Raw genomic sequence first — 20140 nt, 5'->3', positions numbered from 1 at the left:
CCCATGCAACATATGAGTAGAGGAACAAAGAGTATTACCTTTTATGTAGTGATGATCCTTGTATTCGGTTCATTGATGTATTTTGTCGCCAAAGAAGGAGAGAGCCAACAGTTGGAAAGCGCCATGACATCCGCCTACGACGCCCCTAAAGACCTCGGTGAAGGTTTTTCCATTTTTTGGGAACTGATGCAGCACCATATCCAGTCGCCAATCGGGATCCTGTTGTTGCAGATCATCACGATATTGATTACCTGCCGCCTGTTCGGGTGGTTGTTTCAGAAGATCGGGCAACCGACGGTTATCGGCGAGATCGTGGCCGGTATCGTGCTGGGGCCGTCCGTGCTGGGGCATATCATGCCCGAAGTGTCGGGGTTCCTCTTCCCCATCGAGTCGTTGGCCAACATCACCATCCTGAGCCAGTTCGGGCTGATCCTCTTTATGTTTGCCATCGGTATGGAGCTGGATATCACCGAGGTACGGAAGAAGCTGAAGGAAACGATCCTGATCAGCCACACGAGTACCATCGTGCCCTTCTTCTGCGGGATGCTTACCGCCTACTTCGTCTACGACACCTACGCCGATAAAAGCACGCCTTTCCTCTCCTTTGCCCTGTTCATCGGCATCGCCATGAGCATCACCGCCTTCCCTGTGCTGGCACGTATCATACAGGAACGGGGGTTGACGCGCACGCATCTGGGGACGATCTCGCTCGCCAGCGCGGCCAACGGCGACATCACGGCCTGGTGCCTGCTGGCCGTCGTGATTGCCATCGCACAGGCCGGGTCGATGCTGAGTGCGGTCTACAATATTCTTTTCTCCGTTATCTACATCGCTTTCATGTTCTTTGCCGTGCGTCCGTTCCTGCGGATGATCGGGCATATCTATCATAATAAGGAAGTGATCGACAAAGGTCTGGTCGCTTTTATGTTCCTCCTGCTGATTATCTCGGCTTACCTGACGGAAATGCTGGGGCTGCACGCCCTGTTCGGCGCCTTCATCGCGGGGGTGGTGATGCCCAGCAACGTGAAATTCCGCAAGATCATGACGGAAAAGGTGGAAGACGTGTCGCTGGCACTCTTCCTGCCGTTGTTCTTCGTGTCGACAGGGTTGCGCACGGAGATCGGGTTGCTCAACAGCCCGGAGCTGTGGTGGATGTGCGGGATCTTCATCATCGTTGCCATCATCGGTAAGTTCGGCGGCGCGATGTTTTCCGCCCGTTTCGTGGGAGAGAGCTGGAAAGACAGCTTGTATATCGGGGCGTTGATGAATACACGCGGGTTGATGGAGCTGGTGGTGCTCACCATCGGCTACGAAATGAAGATACTTCCCCCTTCGATCTTCGTGATGTTGGTGCTGATGACGTTGGTGACTACCTTCATGACCATCCCGTTGGTGTCGTTCATCAAGTTCTGCTTCCAGACGAGGGAGAAGATCAAGGAATACAAGGCGGTGGATGTGGCCGACGGTACTTTCAAGGTGTTGCTGTCGTTCGGGCGTGCCGGAAACGGACAGATCATGCTCGACGTGGCCTATCAGATGTTTGCCCATAAGCGGCACCAGGTAGACCTTACGGCGTTGCACCTGACGGTGGGGTCGGACGTAAACCCGCTCCACACCGATAACTTCGAGGAAGTGAGTTTCGGCCCTATCCTCTACGGGGCGAAAAAGCTGGGGGTAAACATCGATACGCGCTACGAGGTGTCGAACAACGCCGGACAGGATATCACCGACATCGCCAACAACGAGGGCTTCGACTTCTTGCTCGTGGGCTCGGGCATCTCGATGAGCAACCAGCCGGACGACATCGAGGCGAACCGTTACCGCACCTCTTTCTACAACAAGTACTTCAAACGTTTCAAGGCGCCCGAATCGTGGTTTTATCCGGGTGCGTTGCTGAAGGACAAGACGAAGATGTTTATCGGGAAAAGCAATTGCGACGTGGGCGTATTCGTGAACCGGGGTTTCGTGAAGGCCAGCAATGTGATCGTGGTGATCGACTCGGAGAACGACCTGTTCCTCCTGGACTATACCGCAACTTTGCTTAAGACGACGCACGGATCGGCCGCCATCCTCGACCGCAGCAGCTCCACCACGCCGGGCAACGAGAAGATACGCCATGCCATCAGCCAGTTCACGGAGTCGACCAAACAGACTTCCCTGCTGGCGGACAAGGACATGACCGCCGCCATTTTCGGCAGCTACAATTTCATGCTGATCAGCTACGAGAGTTGGAACGACGTCTCCGAACATCGCCGCGAAGCCTTGCAGAAGATGCCTTCGACGCTGATACTGAACCACAAGGAGAAGAAGGAGAAAGAAGCGTAAGAAAACAGCGGGTTGCCCGACGGCAACAAAAAAGATATGACAAAGGGTGCATGCTAATTTCAATTAGGATGCACCCTTTTTTTGGAAAGGATACGGGCTCTTCCGGAAAAGGGTACATGCTTCGGGAGAGGGTGGATATATGATAAAGGGGAGAACCTCCCGGCCCTCCCCCTCTCTTTCTAAAGGATTCATCTAGTAGTCTCAATTCAACTTAAACCTAAACCCTAGCTTTACGCCAAAGGACATTACCTTGACTTTATCAGTAATATTTGAGTTAAGCATGCCGTTGTAAGGTATTCCCTGGCCAACGGTTTTGTTTCCTTCCGGATGGTATGAAGCCGGAGAGGATAAAAGGCCCTGGTCTTTTTTCTTTTTCATGTCCGTGAACCCGTAGTCGATATACCCGCCCAGAAGCAGGTCGGTGTCTTCACCCAGGGCGACGAGGAAGCCCAGTTCGGCTGTTCCCGCCACACCCAGTTTCAATTTGTTCTTGCCCTTCCAGCCCAGCTCCTGGCCGGGGTCGCTGATCGTGCCGAAGCCGTGGTGAGGGACAGGCGATTCCGATGGCGAACCCACGTCCGAAGGGATATGCGGGTAGTAACCCGATATGTTCAGTTCGCTGGTCGGATTGCCCTGCACCTTGTATTTCGTCTGCACGGGTATCTGGAGCTTGACGCCCAGGCCGGCGTACATGCCCCATTTTTCTTCCTCGCCGAAACGTGTCTGGTACATGGCCATCAGGGGGATATCGAGCAGGAAAGCCGTCTGTTTCTCTTCCAGGTTCTTCAGGCGGGCACGCAGTTCGAACTCGCGCGGGTGGCCGGAGAAATCGTCGTCGTCGATCATGTTGCCCAGTTTCATGTACTTGTCGTCCGACATATCACCTTTCAACTTGCCTACGGTGGCGTAACGGGAGATACCTACCCCCGTTGCGAAGCCCCAGTGCGGGTTGAAGAAGTAACTGTAACGGATATCGATCTCGTAGCCTAACTTGCTGTTACGGTTGCCTTTTTCCTGGAAACCTTCAATCTGGTAATTCAGGTCGTAACGGAAGGAAGAGGAGCCCACCCCGCCCGAAACGGTGAGGTAGGAAGTCTTCCTTTTCGTGGTGTCCTGCTCCGACTCGCGGTACTCACGCGGCTGTTGGCGGCGGTCGTCGTACCGGTTGCGTTCGCGGCTACCCGTTCCCTGCTGCGCGGAAACGGTCGTTACAAGGCAGCCGGCAGCCAGCGATAATACGATGCTTCTTATATTGGATATCATGTGTGTCATATTTGGATTCGTTTATTTGATGATGATTTTATGGGTTGTTGTCTTGCCTTCTTCGGTCGTTACCTTCACGATGTAACTCCCTGAAGCCATGTCGGTCGGGATCGTTGTCTCCCAGGTGTTCATCTCCTGGCGGTTGACAAGCTGGCCGTTGAGGTTGTACACCTCCACGACGGCCGATCCGGGTGCGTCGCCGGGCGCTCCCGTCTGCACCGTGATCGGGGTGCTCTTGCTCACCATAGCCGGGAAGACGCGGGTGACGGGGAACTGGGTCAGCGTCTCGAACGTGATCGGGCAACTGTCTATATAGGTCTCGTCGGCACGGAAGGCGCGGATCCAGTAAGTTCCCAGCAGGCCTTCAGGCACGGAATAGTAGATCGAGTTGGCATGCTTTTCGATCATCTGACCGTCTTTGTACCACTGGAAGCGGACATATTCGTTGTCCGGGTTGGTGATGTACATGAAGTCGTTCCATTTGATCTGGATGCGCAGGCCGTTCTTGGCGACGGTTACCTTGCGGCTGGTTTCCAGTCCGCAGTCACCGTAGACGTCGACGTAGTAGATGCCTTCGTTCTGCGGGGTCAGCGGTGCCTCGTAGGTGTCGGCCGTTGCTCCCGGGATGGCTTCCTCGTTGAAGAACCACTGGTAGCTGAGGTTGATGCCGATGGCTTCCACTTTCAGCACGAAGTTGTCGCCGTCGCAGACTTTCACCGACTGCGGCTGCTTGGTGATCGTGGTGGTTTGCAGCACTTCGATCTCGAAAGGATGCACTTCCACCAGTCCCGGATCGCTCTTCTTACGTACGTAAACGTTGCCGGAGTAGATGCCTTTGGCGATGATGTTGCTGACGGGGACGGTCAGGTAGTTCGCCGTCACGTCCTTGTAGTCCGTATCCCTGAAGCCGGCCTGCTGCGCTTCGTCGGAGAAGCGGACAGCGTATTCGAGGATATTGTCCGGGTCGAGCAACTGGATGGGGATACGGAACTCGCTTTCCGTCCCGCAATACGGGGCGATGTCGCCCAGGCCGATCAGGCCGCCGTCGCGGATAATGACGGTGTGGACGTAGGCCGGCTCGGTATAGTAGTGCTCGGTGGCGATGCTTTCACCGTTGTAAAGGGTCAGCTTGTAGACGGTGTAGACGTAAGTGCCTACGAGCGTGTGGGCTTCCCCTTTGTTGAAGGTGTAGCGTTCGGTTTTGGCAACGGCCTCATCCAGCGGATAATGGTAGTCGGCGGGCGTGGCCGTGTACTCGATCTCCCAGCGGTCGTAGGTGACGTTGCTGAAACCTACCGGACGGATCTGGACGTAGACGGGCGTGCCTTTGTTCACTGCCGTCGTTGTCAGGTTGTCCACGTCGCGGAAATCTTCGAGTTGGTTCGAAGTTGTGGAGACAGACCATTGCAGGCCTCCTCCGGGGCCCGGGCCGGGGCCTTCACCGTCTTTGATAATGATGGTGTGACGGTACGGGGAAGTAGCGTAGTCGTATGTTTCGACCACCTGGTTGCCGTAGAGGTCATACAGCGTCAGTTTGGTGACAGTATATATGTAAGTCCCGATTTCGGTATGCGCTTCCCGGTTGTTGAAGTTGTGACGTTCGGTTTTGAGCGTCGGGTTCATGCCGTAATAGTGCTCTGCCGGGGTCACGGTGTATTCGATAGCCCAGCGTTCAAAGTTGAGGCCTTCGTGTCCTACCGGGCGGATCTGGACAAAGACGGGGGTTCCGTAATTCACGGAAGTGGTCGCCTGGTCGTTCACATCTTTGAAGTAGGGCTGCTCGTAGGTGACGGTCGAAACCGACCATTGCAGGGCGGGAACCGGTTTGACGGGGTTGTCCTCGATGATGACCTTATGCGTGCAGCTTGCGTTACGGTACAGGTAGGTGGCTACTTCGGCACCTGCTTTGTAGAGGATCAACTTGGTGACATTATAATAATAGGTACCCTCCAGCGTGTGGGCGTCTCCCTTGTTGAAGTCGTAGCGCAGGGTTTTAGCGATTGGGGCATCCATCGGATAGTGGTAATCCGCAGGCGTGGCCGCATATTCGATTGACCACGTGTCGTAATCGATATGATCGAGCGATACAGGCCTGATCTGCACATAAACAGGCGTTCCCACCTTCACCGTAGTTGTGGAGTTATTAGGTACGTCGTTGAACTCATGCAGTTCGTTAGTTGTCTTGGAGACAGACCATTGAAGTTTAAGGGTCGTATTCGGTTCCCACTGTGCATAGAGGTCGGTGGCCGTCGTCACCGTGAAAGTAGAACCCGGTAGATAGGTCGTCCCGGTGCCGTCGGCGTTCGTTGTCCACTTGGTGAAGATATGGTTCGGACGGTTGGGTAATCCGGTTTCCGGGTAAGTGGCGGTAGTTACGTTTCCACCGTCATAAGAGACTTCATGGGTCTGATCCGGGTCGAAGTTGGAGTGGTAGACCACTTTCCCGCCATCGCCCCAAACAGCATATAGGGTGAGGTTCCCTTCAGCATACGTCAGGCTGTTGCCCACCTTGTAAGTGGCATTTGGCTCGGTTGCGTCGTCGGTCAGCGCCCAACCCAGGAAACTTTTCGTGGCGTGGGTCGCCTTCAGGGTGGTCTTGCCATCTACAACCGTGGTTTTCCCGTCGATCGTGCCGATCGTGTAGTAATTGGTTGCCTTATTGTCGGAACCGGCTTCGTAATAGACCTCGCCCACGTATTCCGTCTGGGGGGGCAAACCGAATGTTCCGCCGTTGGAATTATACTTTACCCACGACATCTCTATTGCGCCCTGGTCTTTGAAGTTTTTGAAATTCCGCTGGTCGGTCGTAGGGAGTGTTGCCGAGTAGTTGTAGGAGTTGTCGGCAATACCTTCCGGCTTGATGGGGACGGTTTTCACGATTTCGTCTTTCACACCGGCCTTTACACCGGTGAGGTTAGCGGAGAATTTATAGTTCTTTCCCAGCACATCGTCGACGGTATAGGCCGGAGTATCGCCTCTGTCGGCGTTGAGCACGTTTCTTGTTCCCGCCGCGACGGTTGTCGAATTGGAAATATCTTTATAGGTGCTTGCAGTGTTCAGCACACCGCTTGAATTATAGACCTTATTCCCCATATACAAAGAGCCGTTGTTCGTAACGGAAGCCACGATACCCCATGAGCTGTTTCCGCTCAGGCCTATCGCTCCTCCACGCTGGTCTACTTTCGAATTTTCGTTACCCGATACATTATCCACAAAAGTACAATTTGTCAGGATGTTGCTCATTTTACTGCTACCGCCGTTCAGGAAGAACTGGATAGCTCCTCCGGTAACGTTTGCACCGTCCAACCCGTATGCTCGGTTGTTGTAGAACGTGCAGCTGGTTATATTGGTCGTCATGCCCACTGTCCCGGTCACCTGTATCATCATGGCGCCGCCATCGTCGTAAGCCAGGTTGCTGTCGAAGGTCGTTTTGTTGATATTTAATGACGCGCCGTAGGTACTTCCTCCACCATCGATTATATAGATTGCTCCGCCGTCAAAGGTATTTTGTACATTTCCGTCTGCCCCGTTCGTTTCATTCTGTTGGAAAAGGCATTCGTTTATAGTCAGGTTTCCGTAGAAATAATGCATCGACATGGCACCGCCACCACCTCCAAAGGGGCCGGAAAGCAGACACTTGTTCACATTTTTTCGCAAGATAGTGTTGTTAAGCTCAAGTGTCCCCAGATAGTTTTTCGAGCCGATAGCTCCACATTCGTAGCCCGCACCCGTACCGATGTTGTTCTCGATGGTGCAATTGTTGATCGCCACCTTCGAATAACCGGACACCCAAACGGCCGGGGCGGTGTTATTTGCCGTATTATTGTATATCCTCGTATAGGAAACAACCGTAGAGGCATCTACCCCAGTGCCCATATCCAAGGCCCCGAACGAAGAGTTGTAAAATTCCATCCTCTCCAGCACCAGCTTACCGTTGGTTGCCGTGCTATAAAGCAACCGTTTCGTTGCTGTGGCACCATCCACCTTCAGGTTTTTAATTGTCAGGGTCTTATCTCCGGCACCGGAGATACGGAAAGTCCCTATATTCCACACCTTATCCCCTCCGTCGATCGTAACGTTGACGGTAGGCATCAAAAGCGATACCTCACCAAATACAAAGCTGTTTGATAATGTGATAACATCCCCTTCACTAGCATTGGTCACCGCATCCTGCAATTCTCCAACCGTTCCGACTTCTACATCCGCCGCTAGCGACTTAGCGGGAAATAGTATCAATAAGAACAAGGCAAAAAACAAAACAATAGGTTTGCTTCTGTAGTTATAGACACGAGGTCTAACAAACCCGACCGGCCTACCGCCAGTTACTAACACTGTAGCATTCTCACTCATAATTCTAAATAAAATAAAGTTCTATAAAATATCGTTCTCCCAGAAAAAAGGGGTTCTTTCCTTTCCCAGACAGTTAAAATCTATTATCCGACTGGCGCAAATTTACAAATTAGGATGAGGTGTGGTAGTTAATTTAAACAGATTAACTCAGCTTTGAAATACATAAGCTATACGGTAAACATTTCCGTCATCCCCCTTTACAAAACGAACAAAATGTAAATTTCATACTAGTTAAATTTTCAACCTATTTAACAAAAACTCATAAAAGACGACGGAAAACAAAAAGAGACTGCCTTTTTCAAAGCAGTCTCTTTGCAGATATCCTATTTACTCTATCACTTAGAACGTCACATCGATCCCTCCCATGAACACGGCTTTCGGCATCGGGAAGCCATAATTGATGGTGTAACGGGTAGCGGTCAGGTTCTCTCCTTTGACGAAGAGGTTCAGCCCTTTGTCGCGCGAACCGAAGCGATAGGCAGCCCGGGCGTTAAGGACGGTGTAGTTCTCCTTCACTTCGGAGATTTTGTTTGCCGGATTTTCCAGGCGGACATACAGGTCGTAAACGGATTGCACGTTCGCATTAAAGGTGAAACGGCCGGGGGAATAAGTGGCACCGACGTTCAGTTTGTGAGCCGGGGCAGCCAGAAGCGGCTTGCTGGTGTGCAGGTAGCTGTAATTCATATCCATGCTGAGGTTGCGGAGTATCTGATAACGTCCCTCCAGCTCGATCCCCTTGTTGGTGAAGGTGCCGACGTTGCGGTTTTCCTGAGGGAATTGGCTCGCGGGATTCACCCGAACCGACTCAATCATGTTCTTACCGTCGATAAAGAAAGCCGTCACCTCCCCGTACAGGCGGCCGTCGAGGAAAGACTGGCCGACAGCTACTTCATAATTCAACATATTCTCCGGCTTCAAATCTGCATTAGCAGCTCCCCACATATACATTTCCCGAATATTCGGACTACGGAAACCTTTCGAGAAAGAGGCACGGATCACATTTCCTTCAAGTGGACGAAAAGTAAGACCTGCCTGCGGAACCCATTCGCCACCAAATACGCTGTTATGCTCGTAACGCACGCCGGCGTTGATGCTTAGCATGTCGAACAAGTCCTGCTGCATGATTACATACCCGGCAATCTCATTAACCGATTTATCGATAAGTTCATTTTTATTATTGTTGATACTATCCTGCCAGGCATGGCCTCCCCAGTTCTTGTAGTCGATACCGGCCGTGAAGGTGTTCCCTTCCACCAGGCGGAACGACTGATAGAGCAGGACGCCCGTGTTATGGTCGTCCGAGCGGAAGAGGTAAGAGCGCGGGGTACCTCCCGGTTCGTAGCCGTCGTTGACCTCGTGGTTACCCCAGTTGTAGAAGACACGCAAGGCACCGCTTGTCTTTTCGTGGTGGTTCTCGAGGGCAAAAGAGGTGGTACCGCGCAACACATCCACGAGATAATCGAGCACAGGAGCATCGATCTCGCCCGGATTTTGGGTCTTGAACTTGGCCAGGCTCAGGTCGCCGGTCACTCTGTAGTGTTCGTTGATCTTATAGCCCAGGTTCGCGAAACCGTTGGTGATGTGGAACTTGGAGTTCGGACGATGGCCATCGGTACGGTCGTGGTTGAGGGAGATAAAGCTGCTGAAGTTGCCGATATTGTAGCCGTTGTTCACCATGTATTTCTGGGTATTGTACGAGCCATACATGATACGGGCCTGCGTGCGGCGTCCTTCCTGCTTATGATGGCGGGTGATGATGTTGACTACCCCTCCCATCGCGTTCGAGCCATACATCAGGGAGCCCGGGCCACGGATCACTTCCACGCGTTCGACGTCGGAAGCCACGTAGGTGTCAGGCAAAGCATGTCCGAAGATCCCCGCCCACTGCGGCTGTCCGTCGAAGAGCATGAGTACTTTGTTTCCCTGTCCCACCCCGCGGATGTTGACGGTTCCGGCCGACCCGTCGTTCACCCCGAAGCCGGTGATCCCTTTCTGGGTGACGAACAATCCGGGGACACGCTGCGAGAGTACCGGAAGGAGTGCCGACTCGCTGCTGGCTTCGATCTCCTCCCTGTCGATCACGGATATGGAGAGCGGCACGCTGTTGCGGTTCACTTGTATCTTATTAGCCGAGACGACAACGCCTTGAAGGTTGATCAGGCTGTCTATTCCCAGCGGTTCAACGGGCTCAACCGGCACGGAAGAGTAAGCAACCGTAGTGACCAATAAGCCCGAAATAAGTAAAAATCCTTTCTTCATAATTCAACTTGTATAATAATTTGTTATTTGCTTTTGCTCAAAAGGTAACACCATTCTTTGAAAACGTGTTACCATAGGGATAAAAAAATAGGCTCAATCCGCCCGGCTCATCACCAGTTTTCCGTGTTTTATTCCCTTGATAGCGGTCAGTTTATCGGCCAGTTCGGTGAGGCGGTGGGCAGTACCCATCACCGTTTCGATATGCAGACAAAAATGCCGGTTGACATAATACTGGGAAGACGACAGGATAACGTCCTGATAGTCCTGCTCGATACTGACAATCTTAGAGGCGATCGCTTTCTTTTCCTGGTCGTACATTATAATAATGGTACCGGCCACGATATGGTTGCATTGCCATTTCTTCTCCGCCACGTTCTTCTCTATCAGGAAACGGATAGCCTGCGAGCGGTTGGCGAAGCCATTCTCGTTCACATACTGATCGAGCGATTCCAGCAGATTGTCTTCCAGGGAGACACCAAAACGTTTTATTGCCATACGATTTTGCATTCTATTTAGGCGGTAAATATACTATTTATTACCGATACAAAGGTAAATGGATTAAAAAGAAAAAGCGTAATATAAATTACAGATAATATTACCTTAATTACAGATCCGGTGAATCTTGGTTTATACCCGATCGATATAAACCAAGGCTCACGTACGGAAACCATAAAATATTTTCCAACCCGGATTACCAGTCTCACAGCGTCTCCTGTTTCAATTGTTCGACGAACTGGTCGATGCGGCGCAACTCTTTCGGTATGTCGATCGCTTGCGGGCAATGTTCGTTGCACTGGTCGCAACCGACACAATGGTCTGCCTGCCGCAGTTTCGGCACGCTACGGTCGTAACCGACCAGGAAGGCACGGCGGGCTTCGCGGTAGTTTTCATCCATCCGGCTCTTCGGTACATTCCCTTCGTTCACACATTTGTTATAATGAAGAAGCACGGCCGGAATATCTATCGCATACGGGCACGGCATACAATATTTGCAGTCGTTGCAGGGGACTGTCGGATATTTGATCATCAGCTGCGCCGTCTCTTCCAGGAAGTCCTTATCTTCATCGGTCAACGGTATGAGCGGGGAATAAGTACGGATGTTATCCTGCAAATGTTCCATATAGGTCATACCGCTCAACGCCGTCAGCACCAACTCCGGCGAACCGGCAAAACGGAAAGCCCATGAGGCGACACTATCTTCGGGGCGGCGCTGTTTCAACCGGGTAACGATATGCTGCGGCACATTCGACAGGCGGCCTCCCAACAACGGTTCCATGATAATTGCGGGGATATTCCGCTTTTCCAACTCCTGATAGAGGTACTCGGCATTCACATTCCGTCCCGTTGCATGACGCCAGTCGACATAATTCAACTGTATCTGTACAAAGTCCCAGTGAACGGTGTCGTGCATAGCCAGCACTTCATCGAATACATCCGACGTACCGTGGAACGACCAACCCAGATGACGGATGCGTCCCGCTTCCCGTTCTTTCAGCAGGAAGTCCAGCATTCCGTTATCGACATAGCGATCGTTGAACGTCTTCATTCCCTGCCCGCCTCCGATGGAGTGGAGCAGATAGTAATCGAGATAATCCGTTTGCAGTTCACTAAACGACCGGCGGTACATGGCCATCGAGTTTTCACGTGTATAGTTCGAGAAATTAGACAGCTTGGTTGCCAGGTAATACGACTCCCGCGGATGGCGGCTAAGCGCAATCCCGGTGGCCTTTTCCGACCAGCCCTGCACATAGACGGGCGACGTGTCGAAATAGTTCACGCCGTGGGCGATGGCATAGTCTACCAGTTCGTTGACGGCATCCTGGTCGATCAGATCCCCTTTCCCATCGGGCGAAGGGATAGTGGGCCAGCGCATACAGCCGTAACCCAGCAGGGAAACCTTATCCCCCAGCTCCGGGAAAGTACGGTAGGTCATCTGGTCGGTCGGAACAGGCGAAGCGGCTTTGCTACCGGAACCTTTCGGGTCTTTCGGGGCGCAGCCATAAAGTGCGGCGGTCGTAGTGGCAGCCGTGATACCTACGATATTCAGAAAATCGCGGCGGTTGATATGTTGATCTTTCATAGGTCTATTCTTTAAACGGATTATATAATTCGGTGTCTTTCATGCCCTTCCACATAGATGGCCGTAAACGGGCGCGAAGGACAGAGGTTCTCACAGGCTCCACAACCGATGCAGCGTTCGGTGTTAACGACCGGTATCTTCAGGGATTTCGGATCATCCGGATCAGAGGCGACCATCTCTATGGCATTCGTCGGACAATGGCGGGAACAGTTACCGCACTCGACACCGTCGGTCAGCGGGATGCAATTCGCTTTCACCCACACGGCATGACCGATCTGGACAGACGATTTATCTGCTTTCGTTATCAATGTGATGGCTCCTGCCGGACAGACCTCGGAGCATTTTGTACACTCGGGGCGGCAGTAACCACGTTCGTACGACATTTCCGGCTGCATCAAAGTCATCAAACCACCGGAAGGACGCAAGACATGATTCGGACAAACCGAGATACAGAGCTGGCAGGCTGTGCAATGATGCCTCATATTCTGTATGCTTTGTGCGCCGGGGGGGACAATAGCCGTCAGACGCTCCGTTTCTTTCCGTTCTTTTATCGGAGCCAGTCCGCCGTCTCTTTTCATAATGACCTCTTCCACCTTCTTTTCCTGTGCCTTCAAGGTACCGCCCAGCACAACCAGGGCAGTGGCCGACAAAGCCCGGCGACGGGAAAGGTTAGCCTGTTTCTTTGTTTTCCATACCGGGGCATAGCGAAGGGCATCCTTACGGCAAACTTCGAGGCAGTTCATGCAGGCCACACAACGGCTACCGTCCACTTTATGCTCTTTGCTGTCGATACAGGCTGCTTTACATTGGCGGGCACAAAGGCCGCAACCGTTACATTTATCCGTATCTATCGTGATACGGTAGAGGGAAAAGCGGGAGATGAAACCCAGCACTGTTCCCACCGGACAGATCGTATTGCAATAGGTACGTCCGTTGCGCCACGCTAATACGATCAGCACCACCGTTGTAGCCAGGGCGACAAGGAAGGTCGGAAGGCTCTTCATCCATACGTCTACCTCATAAAAGGCATAACTCTCCATACGCGCCGCCAGATAGGCCAGCAGATTGTTGCCCCACATCCAAAGCGGCTGAAACAGGTTATTAGCGATACGCCCATACGCGCTGTAAGGAGCGAGCAAAGCGACCAGGGAACCGATCCCCGCCACCAAGGCCAGGATAAAAACGGCCAGTATTCCGTAACGCAACCAGGATAGTGCCGGCGAATAAGAATAGGGAAGCTTCTTCCCTCTCCTGCCGACCCGCGCGATAACATCCTGGAAAACACCCAGCGGACAGATCACCGAGCAGTAAATACGTCCGAAAGCCAGGGTCAGAAGAACTAAAAACAATACGACACCCACATTCAATGCCAACACGGCAGGTAGGAACTGGATCTTTGCCAGCCATCCGAACCATCCATGCAATGTCCCGGTAAAGTCGAGGAACAACAATGTGATGAGTACGAAGCATACTATGGCTGCTGTCAGTCTGATTTTTCTTAACATTGTATCTCTTTATTGGTTAGTAATACGGTTACAAAGGTGATGGATTTCTACTTTAAAAGATACGGTTGTTTCGTCAAAACGAAAAAAAAGGGAATGATCGCGAATAGGCCTTAATCGCTCACCAGCCACGACTTAAATTCAGCCGCTTTGTTTTTGCTGACATAAATACGCTCCGGCACTTCCACATCCAGCGTGATAAGCAAGCGGCTGTCGAACCAGATCGTTATGTTGGTGACGCTATCCCTGTTGAGAATAAACTGTTTGTTCGCCCGGGTAAAACCGGACGGATCGAGGGAAGGCATTATTTGTTCGAGTGTCCGGGAATACGGATACTTGCTGCCATCTTTCAAATAGACGATCGTATTTTTATCCGATGTATAAAAACAGGAGATATCTTTTACGCTGACCGGCAACAACTTGTCCTTATATGGTAACAGGAATTTATCTTTATACTTAGGTGCAGGTGCTAAACGGGTCAACTGCGACAGATACTGGATGAGATCCTGCCGGTTCAGCTTGCCATACTTATCCAGGGCGTGTTTGATATCTTCCACCTTGATGGGTTTCAGCAGGTAATCGATACTGTTCACCTTAAAGGCTTCGATGGCATAACGGTCGTAAGCGGTGGTAAACACGATGGGCGTTTCGAGCTCGACCTTATCAAAAATATTGAAAGCCGAGCCGTCCGACAGGTGGATATCCATAAAGATCAGTTCCGGTGCCGGGTTCGTTTGAAGCCAGTGGATCGTTTGGGTCACGCTTTCGGTATTCCCCGCAATCCGGATATCGGGCGCGACTTCTTTCAATATATCCACTAAATTTTCATAAGCTGCTGTTTCATCTTCTACAATCAGTACTCTCATAGCTGTATCACTTTAAAGGGAGATAAACCCGGAATATATCCTCATCGCATTCTATCCGGATCTGTTTATTCATCAACAAAGTAAAACGACTTTCCAGGTTCTTGAGCCCTGTCCCGTTCGTGTCGGAAGGAGACAGTTTCGGGTAAACCGGGTTAGAAACCACCAGTTCCCCCCGTTCGTTCAGCACGATCGAAACCTCCATCTTATGCTCGCTGTCGATCTGGTTATGGACAACCGCATTATCCAGCAACGGCAGCAAAGAGAGAACCGGCAACCTCAACAGATCCTGCTGCCCTTCTTCCACCTCCACCGAAAAGACCAGTTTGTTGGCAAAGCGTACTTCCATGACATACTGGAAAGACTGTACGAACTCCAGTTCTTCCCGCAGCGAGACCAGTCCTTTCCGGTCGCTTTGAAGGATATAACGGAAGGTATCGGACAACTCATGCACATACATCAGTGTCTTTTCATCGTTCTTCTTACGGATCAATGCGGAGATACCGTTCAGCGAATTAAAGAAAAAGTGCGGGTTGATCTGGTTCGCCAGTGCATCACAACGGCTTTGCAGGTTCTCAAAACGCAGACGCTCGATCTCTTGTTCCTTCTCCCGCTGTCCGGAATACAACATGGATATATAGCCGATAAACGTACAAAGGAAGCAGGTGACAAAGAACTGGAAAATCAGGATACTTCCCAACGCATCCGTACGAATCCCCATAGAAGACACTCCATACGAGATAGAGGCATAAAGAAGATAAGCGATGAATGAGAACAGGAAGTTATGCATCAGCCGTTGCTTGAACAAAGCGTCGGGCATCTTTTTCAGGTTATAACGTATCAGCAGGCTGATCAATCCCCAGAAGAAAAAGAAACGGTAAACGAAAAAGGATAACAGAACTACAAGGTCTGTCCCTTTTATATATTTCAATTCCCAGGGGATGCAGGCTATATTGGGATAGACAATAAAAACCGTACTGATCAGGCTGACCAGCGTAAGTCTACGGGTTATATAAATATCGAACGAGTCCATAGCATCTTATTTCCTGGACAAAGAAAAACAAAATAATCGTTACTTCACAGTCCCAGAGAGGGAAAGCGAAAAAAAGGGACTTAAAAACGAAAAGGGCTCAAAGTCGCTCTCCGGGATCTCCGGCGGCGACCTTTCGACATCTGCCGCAGGTGTCCTCTGACATCTGCCGCAGATACTCGGAGACATCTGCTGCAGATATCCGGAGAGAGGTGCCGCAGGTGTCCGAGGAAGGGTGCCGCATCCCTCGGAAAAAGGCTGCCGCACCCTGCCGGAAGCCTCTTTATTCAGTTATAAAATAACCATTTTCCACACTCCAGTCGTTGCCGAAGAAACCTGATACCTCAACTCCACGAATACCTTCTTTCAACACATCTACGTTGAATATTAGTAAATCAGGATAACCGGTGATACCGGAGATATAATCATTCGGATAAGTAGCTTTCATTCCTTCGATACCCGTTCCGGCCACCACGCCTACACTGGCCGTACGACTGTCAGGACGGGGATAGACGAAATAAGTACCCAGGTCGTTGCCCTTCAGCACCTTATCTCCCATACGGATTTCACCTTTCAGAACCTGCACAGGGGCATTCTTCAGGAGTTTGTTCCATGCTTTGTTATTGCTCGCATTGCCGTAAAGCACAACATTGCGGTCGGCATAGACAGACGGAATAAATTCCCGGTCGGAAATAACGTCGATAGAACCGTTGCCCCTGTAAAGGAATGTTTCAGCGTCGAAACGAGCTTTGTTCTGATACCACGCGTTTTCTTCCTTATTTCCTCCGGTTGCATATACAAAGACCACCTTATTGTCGAAAGCCTGTTTGAAACCACCATAACGCGAGGGATATTTCTCCGTTGCCGGAACCTCGTCCACCAAAGCCCATTTACCGGAAGCCTTTTTCAAAACGGCCGATTTGCCACCATCTGCCCGAAGTGTTTCGTTATCGATCGTTATAGTAGCATCTTCCGACAGCTTCAATGCGGGCAGATCAAATGTAAGGGAAGCCACATTCGAGGTTGTTCCTTCAAGGCCTTTCCCTGTCTGTTTGAAAGAAACGGAAGAAAAGGCATACGCCGTATCCTGCTGGTTGACGGTTACCCAGTAATCTTTGGCCGAGATAGCCGGAGAAGCGGTATAGAACTCCAGTTGCTTCACTTCGTCCGCAGCCGGGACTTTATGCCAACGGAAATAATCGAAAATAGGTTTCCAGTCCACACTCTCGTTGCTGTACCAGTGTGAACCGCCCGGATATTCGTAATAACAGAAGTCCGGATGGAATGTGCCTAATATCTCCCGCATCTGGCGTACCTGCTGGATGGGGACTACATTATCCGAGTCACCATGAAGGATATAGATACCCGATTGAAGGAAGTTCTTTTTCAAATCCAGTGTACGTCCGGCATTGGCAGCCTGACAGATCATATCGAAATGTTTCTCGCCGGCATTGGCTGCGTCGGCATTCCGCCGCGAGTAACGGGCGATATCCGGATAACTGGCACAGGGAGCGATCGCCGCAAAACGGTCGGGATAGGTAACGCCCAGGAACCAGGTACCGTGTCCACCCATCGAATGGCCGGTCAGGTAGGTGTGCGACGGATCGGTTTTAAATACTTGTTCGGCTTCCGCCAGAACTTCCAGCGCATCGATACGTCCCCACTCTTCCCAGTTGAAACCGAACGGGCGGCGGTTGGTCGGAGCCACGATATGCCCCCAGTCTTTCGGCGCATAGGCACGGGCCTGGTTGCGTGCTTCAACAGAGGCTCCATGAACAGACAGGAACAATGCCTGGTTATCAGCCTGCGTAGTAGACGGGGTTACGCTGTAATATTGCACACTGCCGTCTACGTTACTGATAAACGTACGTTCATGTATAGAGGAAGCATCCTTTTGCTGTAATGCGATTTCCGCGCGGTCAATCTCCTTTCCGGATTTATCCAGGAGAGTTACAGTCGCTTTCGTCTCTCCCTTTTTGGTTGAGGTAGCTGCCGGGATACGGAACTTAAGCTTACGAACCATCATCGGCATAATATCGTCGGTAGCCACGGTAGCCGTCTCGCCACTTTCCAACTTACATTGTATCTTTAATCCGGAAAGGCTTTTTTCCTGTGCATTGACAACACGGATAGCCGCCCATTTCTCCCCTGCTTCCCCGTTGATGATATCAGGAAGGGTCATGTCTCTTTTCGTGAACATCACCGGTTTAGACGGGATGATCAACTTAGCTTCGACCCGTCCGAAACGTCCCGGGGTGAAGATAAATTCGTTATTTCCCTTTTGCAAATGAAAGGGGATCAGCGTATAGGCAAAATCATAATGATCGCCTTCGTGGGGCATGCCATTGATAAAAGTACGGGTGTTTCCGCTCGACTCCAACAGGGCCACCTGCGGTTTATCGGCCTCATAACCCGTATAAACATAGGCGCGACGTAAGGCACGGTTGGCAAACTTGCCGGTCGAGTCGGCTGTGATCGGCGTCCATTGTACCGCCTCCCGGGTACGCCCATAGTTCGTTGCAGTCAGGTCTTTTTCCGTAGGGGTACGGAATTTGCCTGTTGCGATTTCCCACGCAAGGCCATCCGAAGTGGCAAATAAATAACCTGAAGGGGCTGTTACCGGGACAAAATATCCCTGCTTGAAGGCATGAAGGATAATGCCTTCATCCACACGTTCCACTCTCTCTTTGCCAAAGTATTCGACGATATTCCCTGTCGTTTGTTGCGCCAGTAGCGGGGTCATGCTCATAAAAAGCCCGGCAGCAACCATAATGTACATTTTCTTCATGTGATATAATTTAGTGGTTTAAGAATTATTCGGGAAGGGGAAAAGAGGGATATCTACTACCGGATATCCCTCTTTCTAAATTATTAATGACGTTTATTACCAATAATATTGATCCATAATCTCCTTCATGCGGGGAGTGTCTGCATCGGTGTCGTCCACATCGGCACGGAGCTTCAACAACTCCTGCTTCATCTCTTTGATCACGTCTGCATACTGTGGATCGTTGTACATATTTTTATCCTCTTTCGGATCTACCTGCAGGTCGTGGAACTCCCAAGCCGGAGTGGTCGGTTTCGGATCCGAACCGGTTGCATTAAGGCGGTCGCCATAGAGGAACATCAGTTTATAGCGTTCATTACGGATACCCATATGAGCCGGACGGATATCATGGTGCGTCCAGTAACGGTAATACATTTCCTTGCGCCAATCGGCCGGAGTCTGTCCTTTCAGGTTTTCGCGGAAACTCTTTCCCTGCGACAGTTCCGGAGCTTTCACTCCTGCATAATCAGCCAATGTAGAAGCAAAGTCCACATTCAAGATAATGTCTTTGTTGCGTGTACCTGCGGGGATTTCTTTCGGGTAGCGGATCACGAAGGGCATGTGCAGAGGTTCTTCGTACATCATTCGTTTGTCGAACATACCATGTTCGCCCAGGAAGTAGCCCTGGTCGGAGACGTAAACGACAATGGTATTTTTGCTCAGTCCTTCTTCATCCAGCATCTTCAGCAAGCGGCCGATGTTATCGTCGATCGTCGCCCCGCAACGCAAGTAGTCCTTGATCATCTTCTGATAGATCTTCTTGCGGGCAGCCACCTTATCCATACCTTTCGTAGAGAAAGGAAGTTCCGGGTAACGGCACCACCAGGCATCCGGATCTTTGGAAGCTGTCTCCCAACGCCATCCCATGTTCTCCAACTGCTGACCTTTAAATGCCCTGCCCGACTCTTCGGGGCCGAACTCCATCATACTTTCGGGTTCAGGGAAAACAACGTCATCGTAAAGATGTTTCATCCGTTCGGGGAAGTCCCAGGGTTCGTGCGTCGCTTTGAAATGACAGCACATCATAAAAGGTTTATCCTTATCACGGTTGCGTATCCATTCCATCGTCTGGTCGGTTACGATATCGGTAGAGAAACCTTTGACCTCGGTTCCCTGCTTTCCCTTATCGTCATCCACCCAGTTTTCAGCAGTCTTGAAGATCGGGTTCACGTATTCCCCCTGATCGTGGAAGACATTGAAGTGGTCGAAACCGGCAGGCTGTCTTTTCAAATGCCATTTACCGATCAAGGCCGTCTGGTAACCGCCCGCCTGCATCTGCTTGGCGATATTATCGACCGCAGGCTCCAGTCCGTCTTCCAACGTGTAGACACCGTTACGATGGCTATACGCCCCGGTCATGATAGCGGCACGGCTCGGTGCGGAGATCGAGTTGGTACAGAAACAGTTATCCAGCACACAGCCTTCATCGGCCAAACGGCGGATATTCTCATTCTTAACATAATCGGCCAGGATGCCTCCGTAGACACCCCATGCCTGGGCAGTGTGGTCGTCAGACAAAATAAAGAGAATATTCGGGCGTTCTCCTGCCTCTTTCTCTGCTTTCTTGTTCGAGCTACAACCAATAACAGGCAGGCATGTAGCCAACATGCCTGCTTTCAAAATTAGATCAGCGTTTTTCAT

The 20140-nt window shown here is 51.2% G+C and carries 11 protein-coding genes; 1 reads left to right on the top strand and 10 read right to left on the bottom strand.

All coding sequences use genetic code 11. The annotated features are described in order from the left end of the window. Positions 1-12: 12 nt before the first annotated feature. The gene (locus HMPREF1212_RS06990) at positions 13-2325 is read left to right on the top strand and encodes a cation:proton antiporter (protein WP_046148883.1); all 2313 of its coding nucleotides are present in this window, start codon (positions 13-15) and stop codon (positions 2323-2325) included. Between the two features lie 201 nt (positions 2326-2526). Here the strand turns inward: HMPREF1212_RS06990 and HMPREF1212_RS06985 are convergent, their stop codons facing one another. The 10 genes from HMPREF1212_RS06985 to HMPREF1212_RS06940 form a co-directional block, all read right to left on the bottom strand. Then, entirely contained in the window at positions 2527-3597 is a 1071-nt protein-coding gene (locus HMPREF1212_RS06985) for an outer membrane beta-barrel protein (RefSeq protein ID WP_046148882.1), read from the bottom strand. Positions 3598-3609: 12 nt separating this feature from the next. Further along, positions 3610-7938 (bottom strand): T9SS type A sorting domain-containing protein, encoded by a 4329-nt coding sequence (locus HMPREF1212_RS06980; protein WP_052724932.1) that lies wholly within the window; start codon positions 7936-7938, stop codon positions 3610-3612. Positions 7939-8277: 339 nt separating this feature from the next. Continuing rightward, a complete protein-coding gene (locus HMPREF1212_RS06975) occupies positions 8278-10197 on the bottom strand; it encodes a TonB-dependent receptor plug domain-containing protein (RefSeq protein ID WP_046148881.1) in 1920 nt (639 codons plus the stop codon). Positions 10198-10290: 93 nt separating this feature from the next. Further along, positions 10291-10692 (bottom strand): nickel-responsive transcriptional regulator NikR, encoded by a 402-nt coding sequence (gene nikR / locus HMPREF1212_RS06970; RefSeq protein WP_028728519.1) that lies wholly within the window; start codon positions 10690-10692, stop codon positions 10291-10293. A 205-nt stretch (positions 10693-10897) separates the two neighbouring features. Next, positions 10898-12277, bottom strand: a complete 1380-nt coding sequence (locus HMPREF1212_RS06965; RefSeq protein WP_046148880.1) for an aldo/keto reductase — start codon at positions 12275-12277, stop codon at positions 10898-10900. A gap of 20 nt (positions 12278-12297) precedes the next feature. Then, a complete protein-coding gene (locus HMPREF1212_RS06960; RefSeq protein ID WP_046148879.1) occupies positions 12298-13782 on the bottom strand; it encodes a 4Fe-4S binding protein in 1485 nt (494 codons plus the stop codon). A gap of 110 nt (positions 13783-13892) precedes the next feature. Beyond that, a complete protein-coding gene (locus HMPREF1212_RS06955; RefSeq protein WP_046148878.1) occupies positions 13893-14645 on the bottom strand; it encodes a LytR/AlgR family response regulator transcription factor in 753 nt (250 codons plus the stop codon). A gap of 7 nt (positions 14646-14652) precedes the next feature. Next, entirely contained in the window at positions 14653-15675 is a 1023-nt protein-coding gene (locus HMPREF1212_RS06950; protein ID WP_046148877.1) for a sensor histidine kinase, read from the bottom strand. A 280-nt stretch (positions 15676-15955) separates the two neighbouring features. Beyond that, on the bottom strand, positions 15956-18460 hold the full coding sequence (locus HMPREF1212_RS06945; protein WP_232430051.1) for a carboxylesterase family protein: 2505 nt from the start codon (positions 18458-18460) through the stop codon (positions 15956-15958). 96 nt (positions 18461-18556) lie between these two features. Further along, positions 18557-20140, bottom strand: coding sequence for a sulfatase family protein (locus HMPREF1212_RS06940; RefSeq protein ID WP_028728525.1), 1584 nt, complete (start codon positions 20138-20140; stop codon positions 18557-18559).

Source organism: Parabacteroides sp. HGS0025 (assembly GCF_000969845.1).
GTDB lineage: Bacteria > Bacteroidota > Bacteroidia > Bacteroidales > Tannerellaceae > Parabacteroides > Parabacteroides gordonii.
Note: the sequence above shows the minus strand (reverse complement) of the source record. Positions and strands in the feature narration are given on the sequence as shown.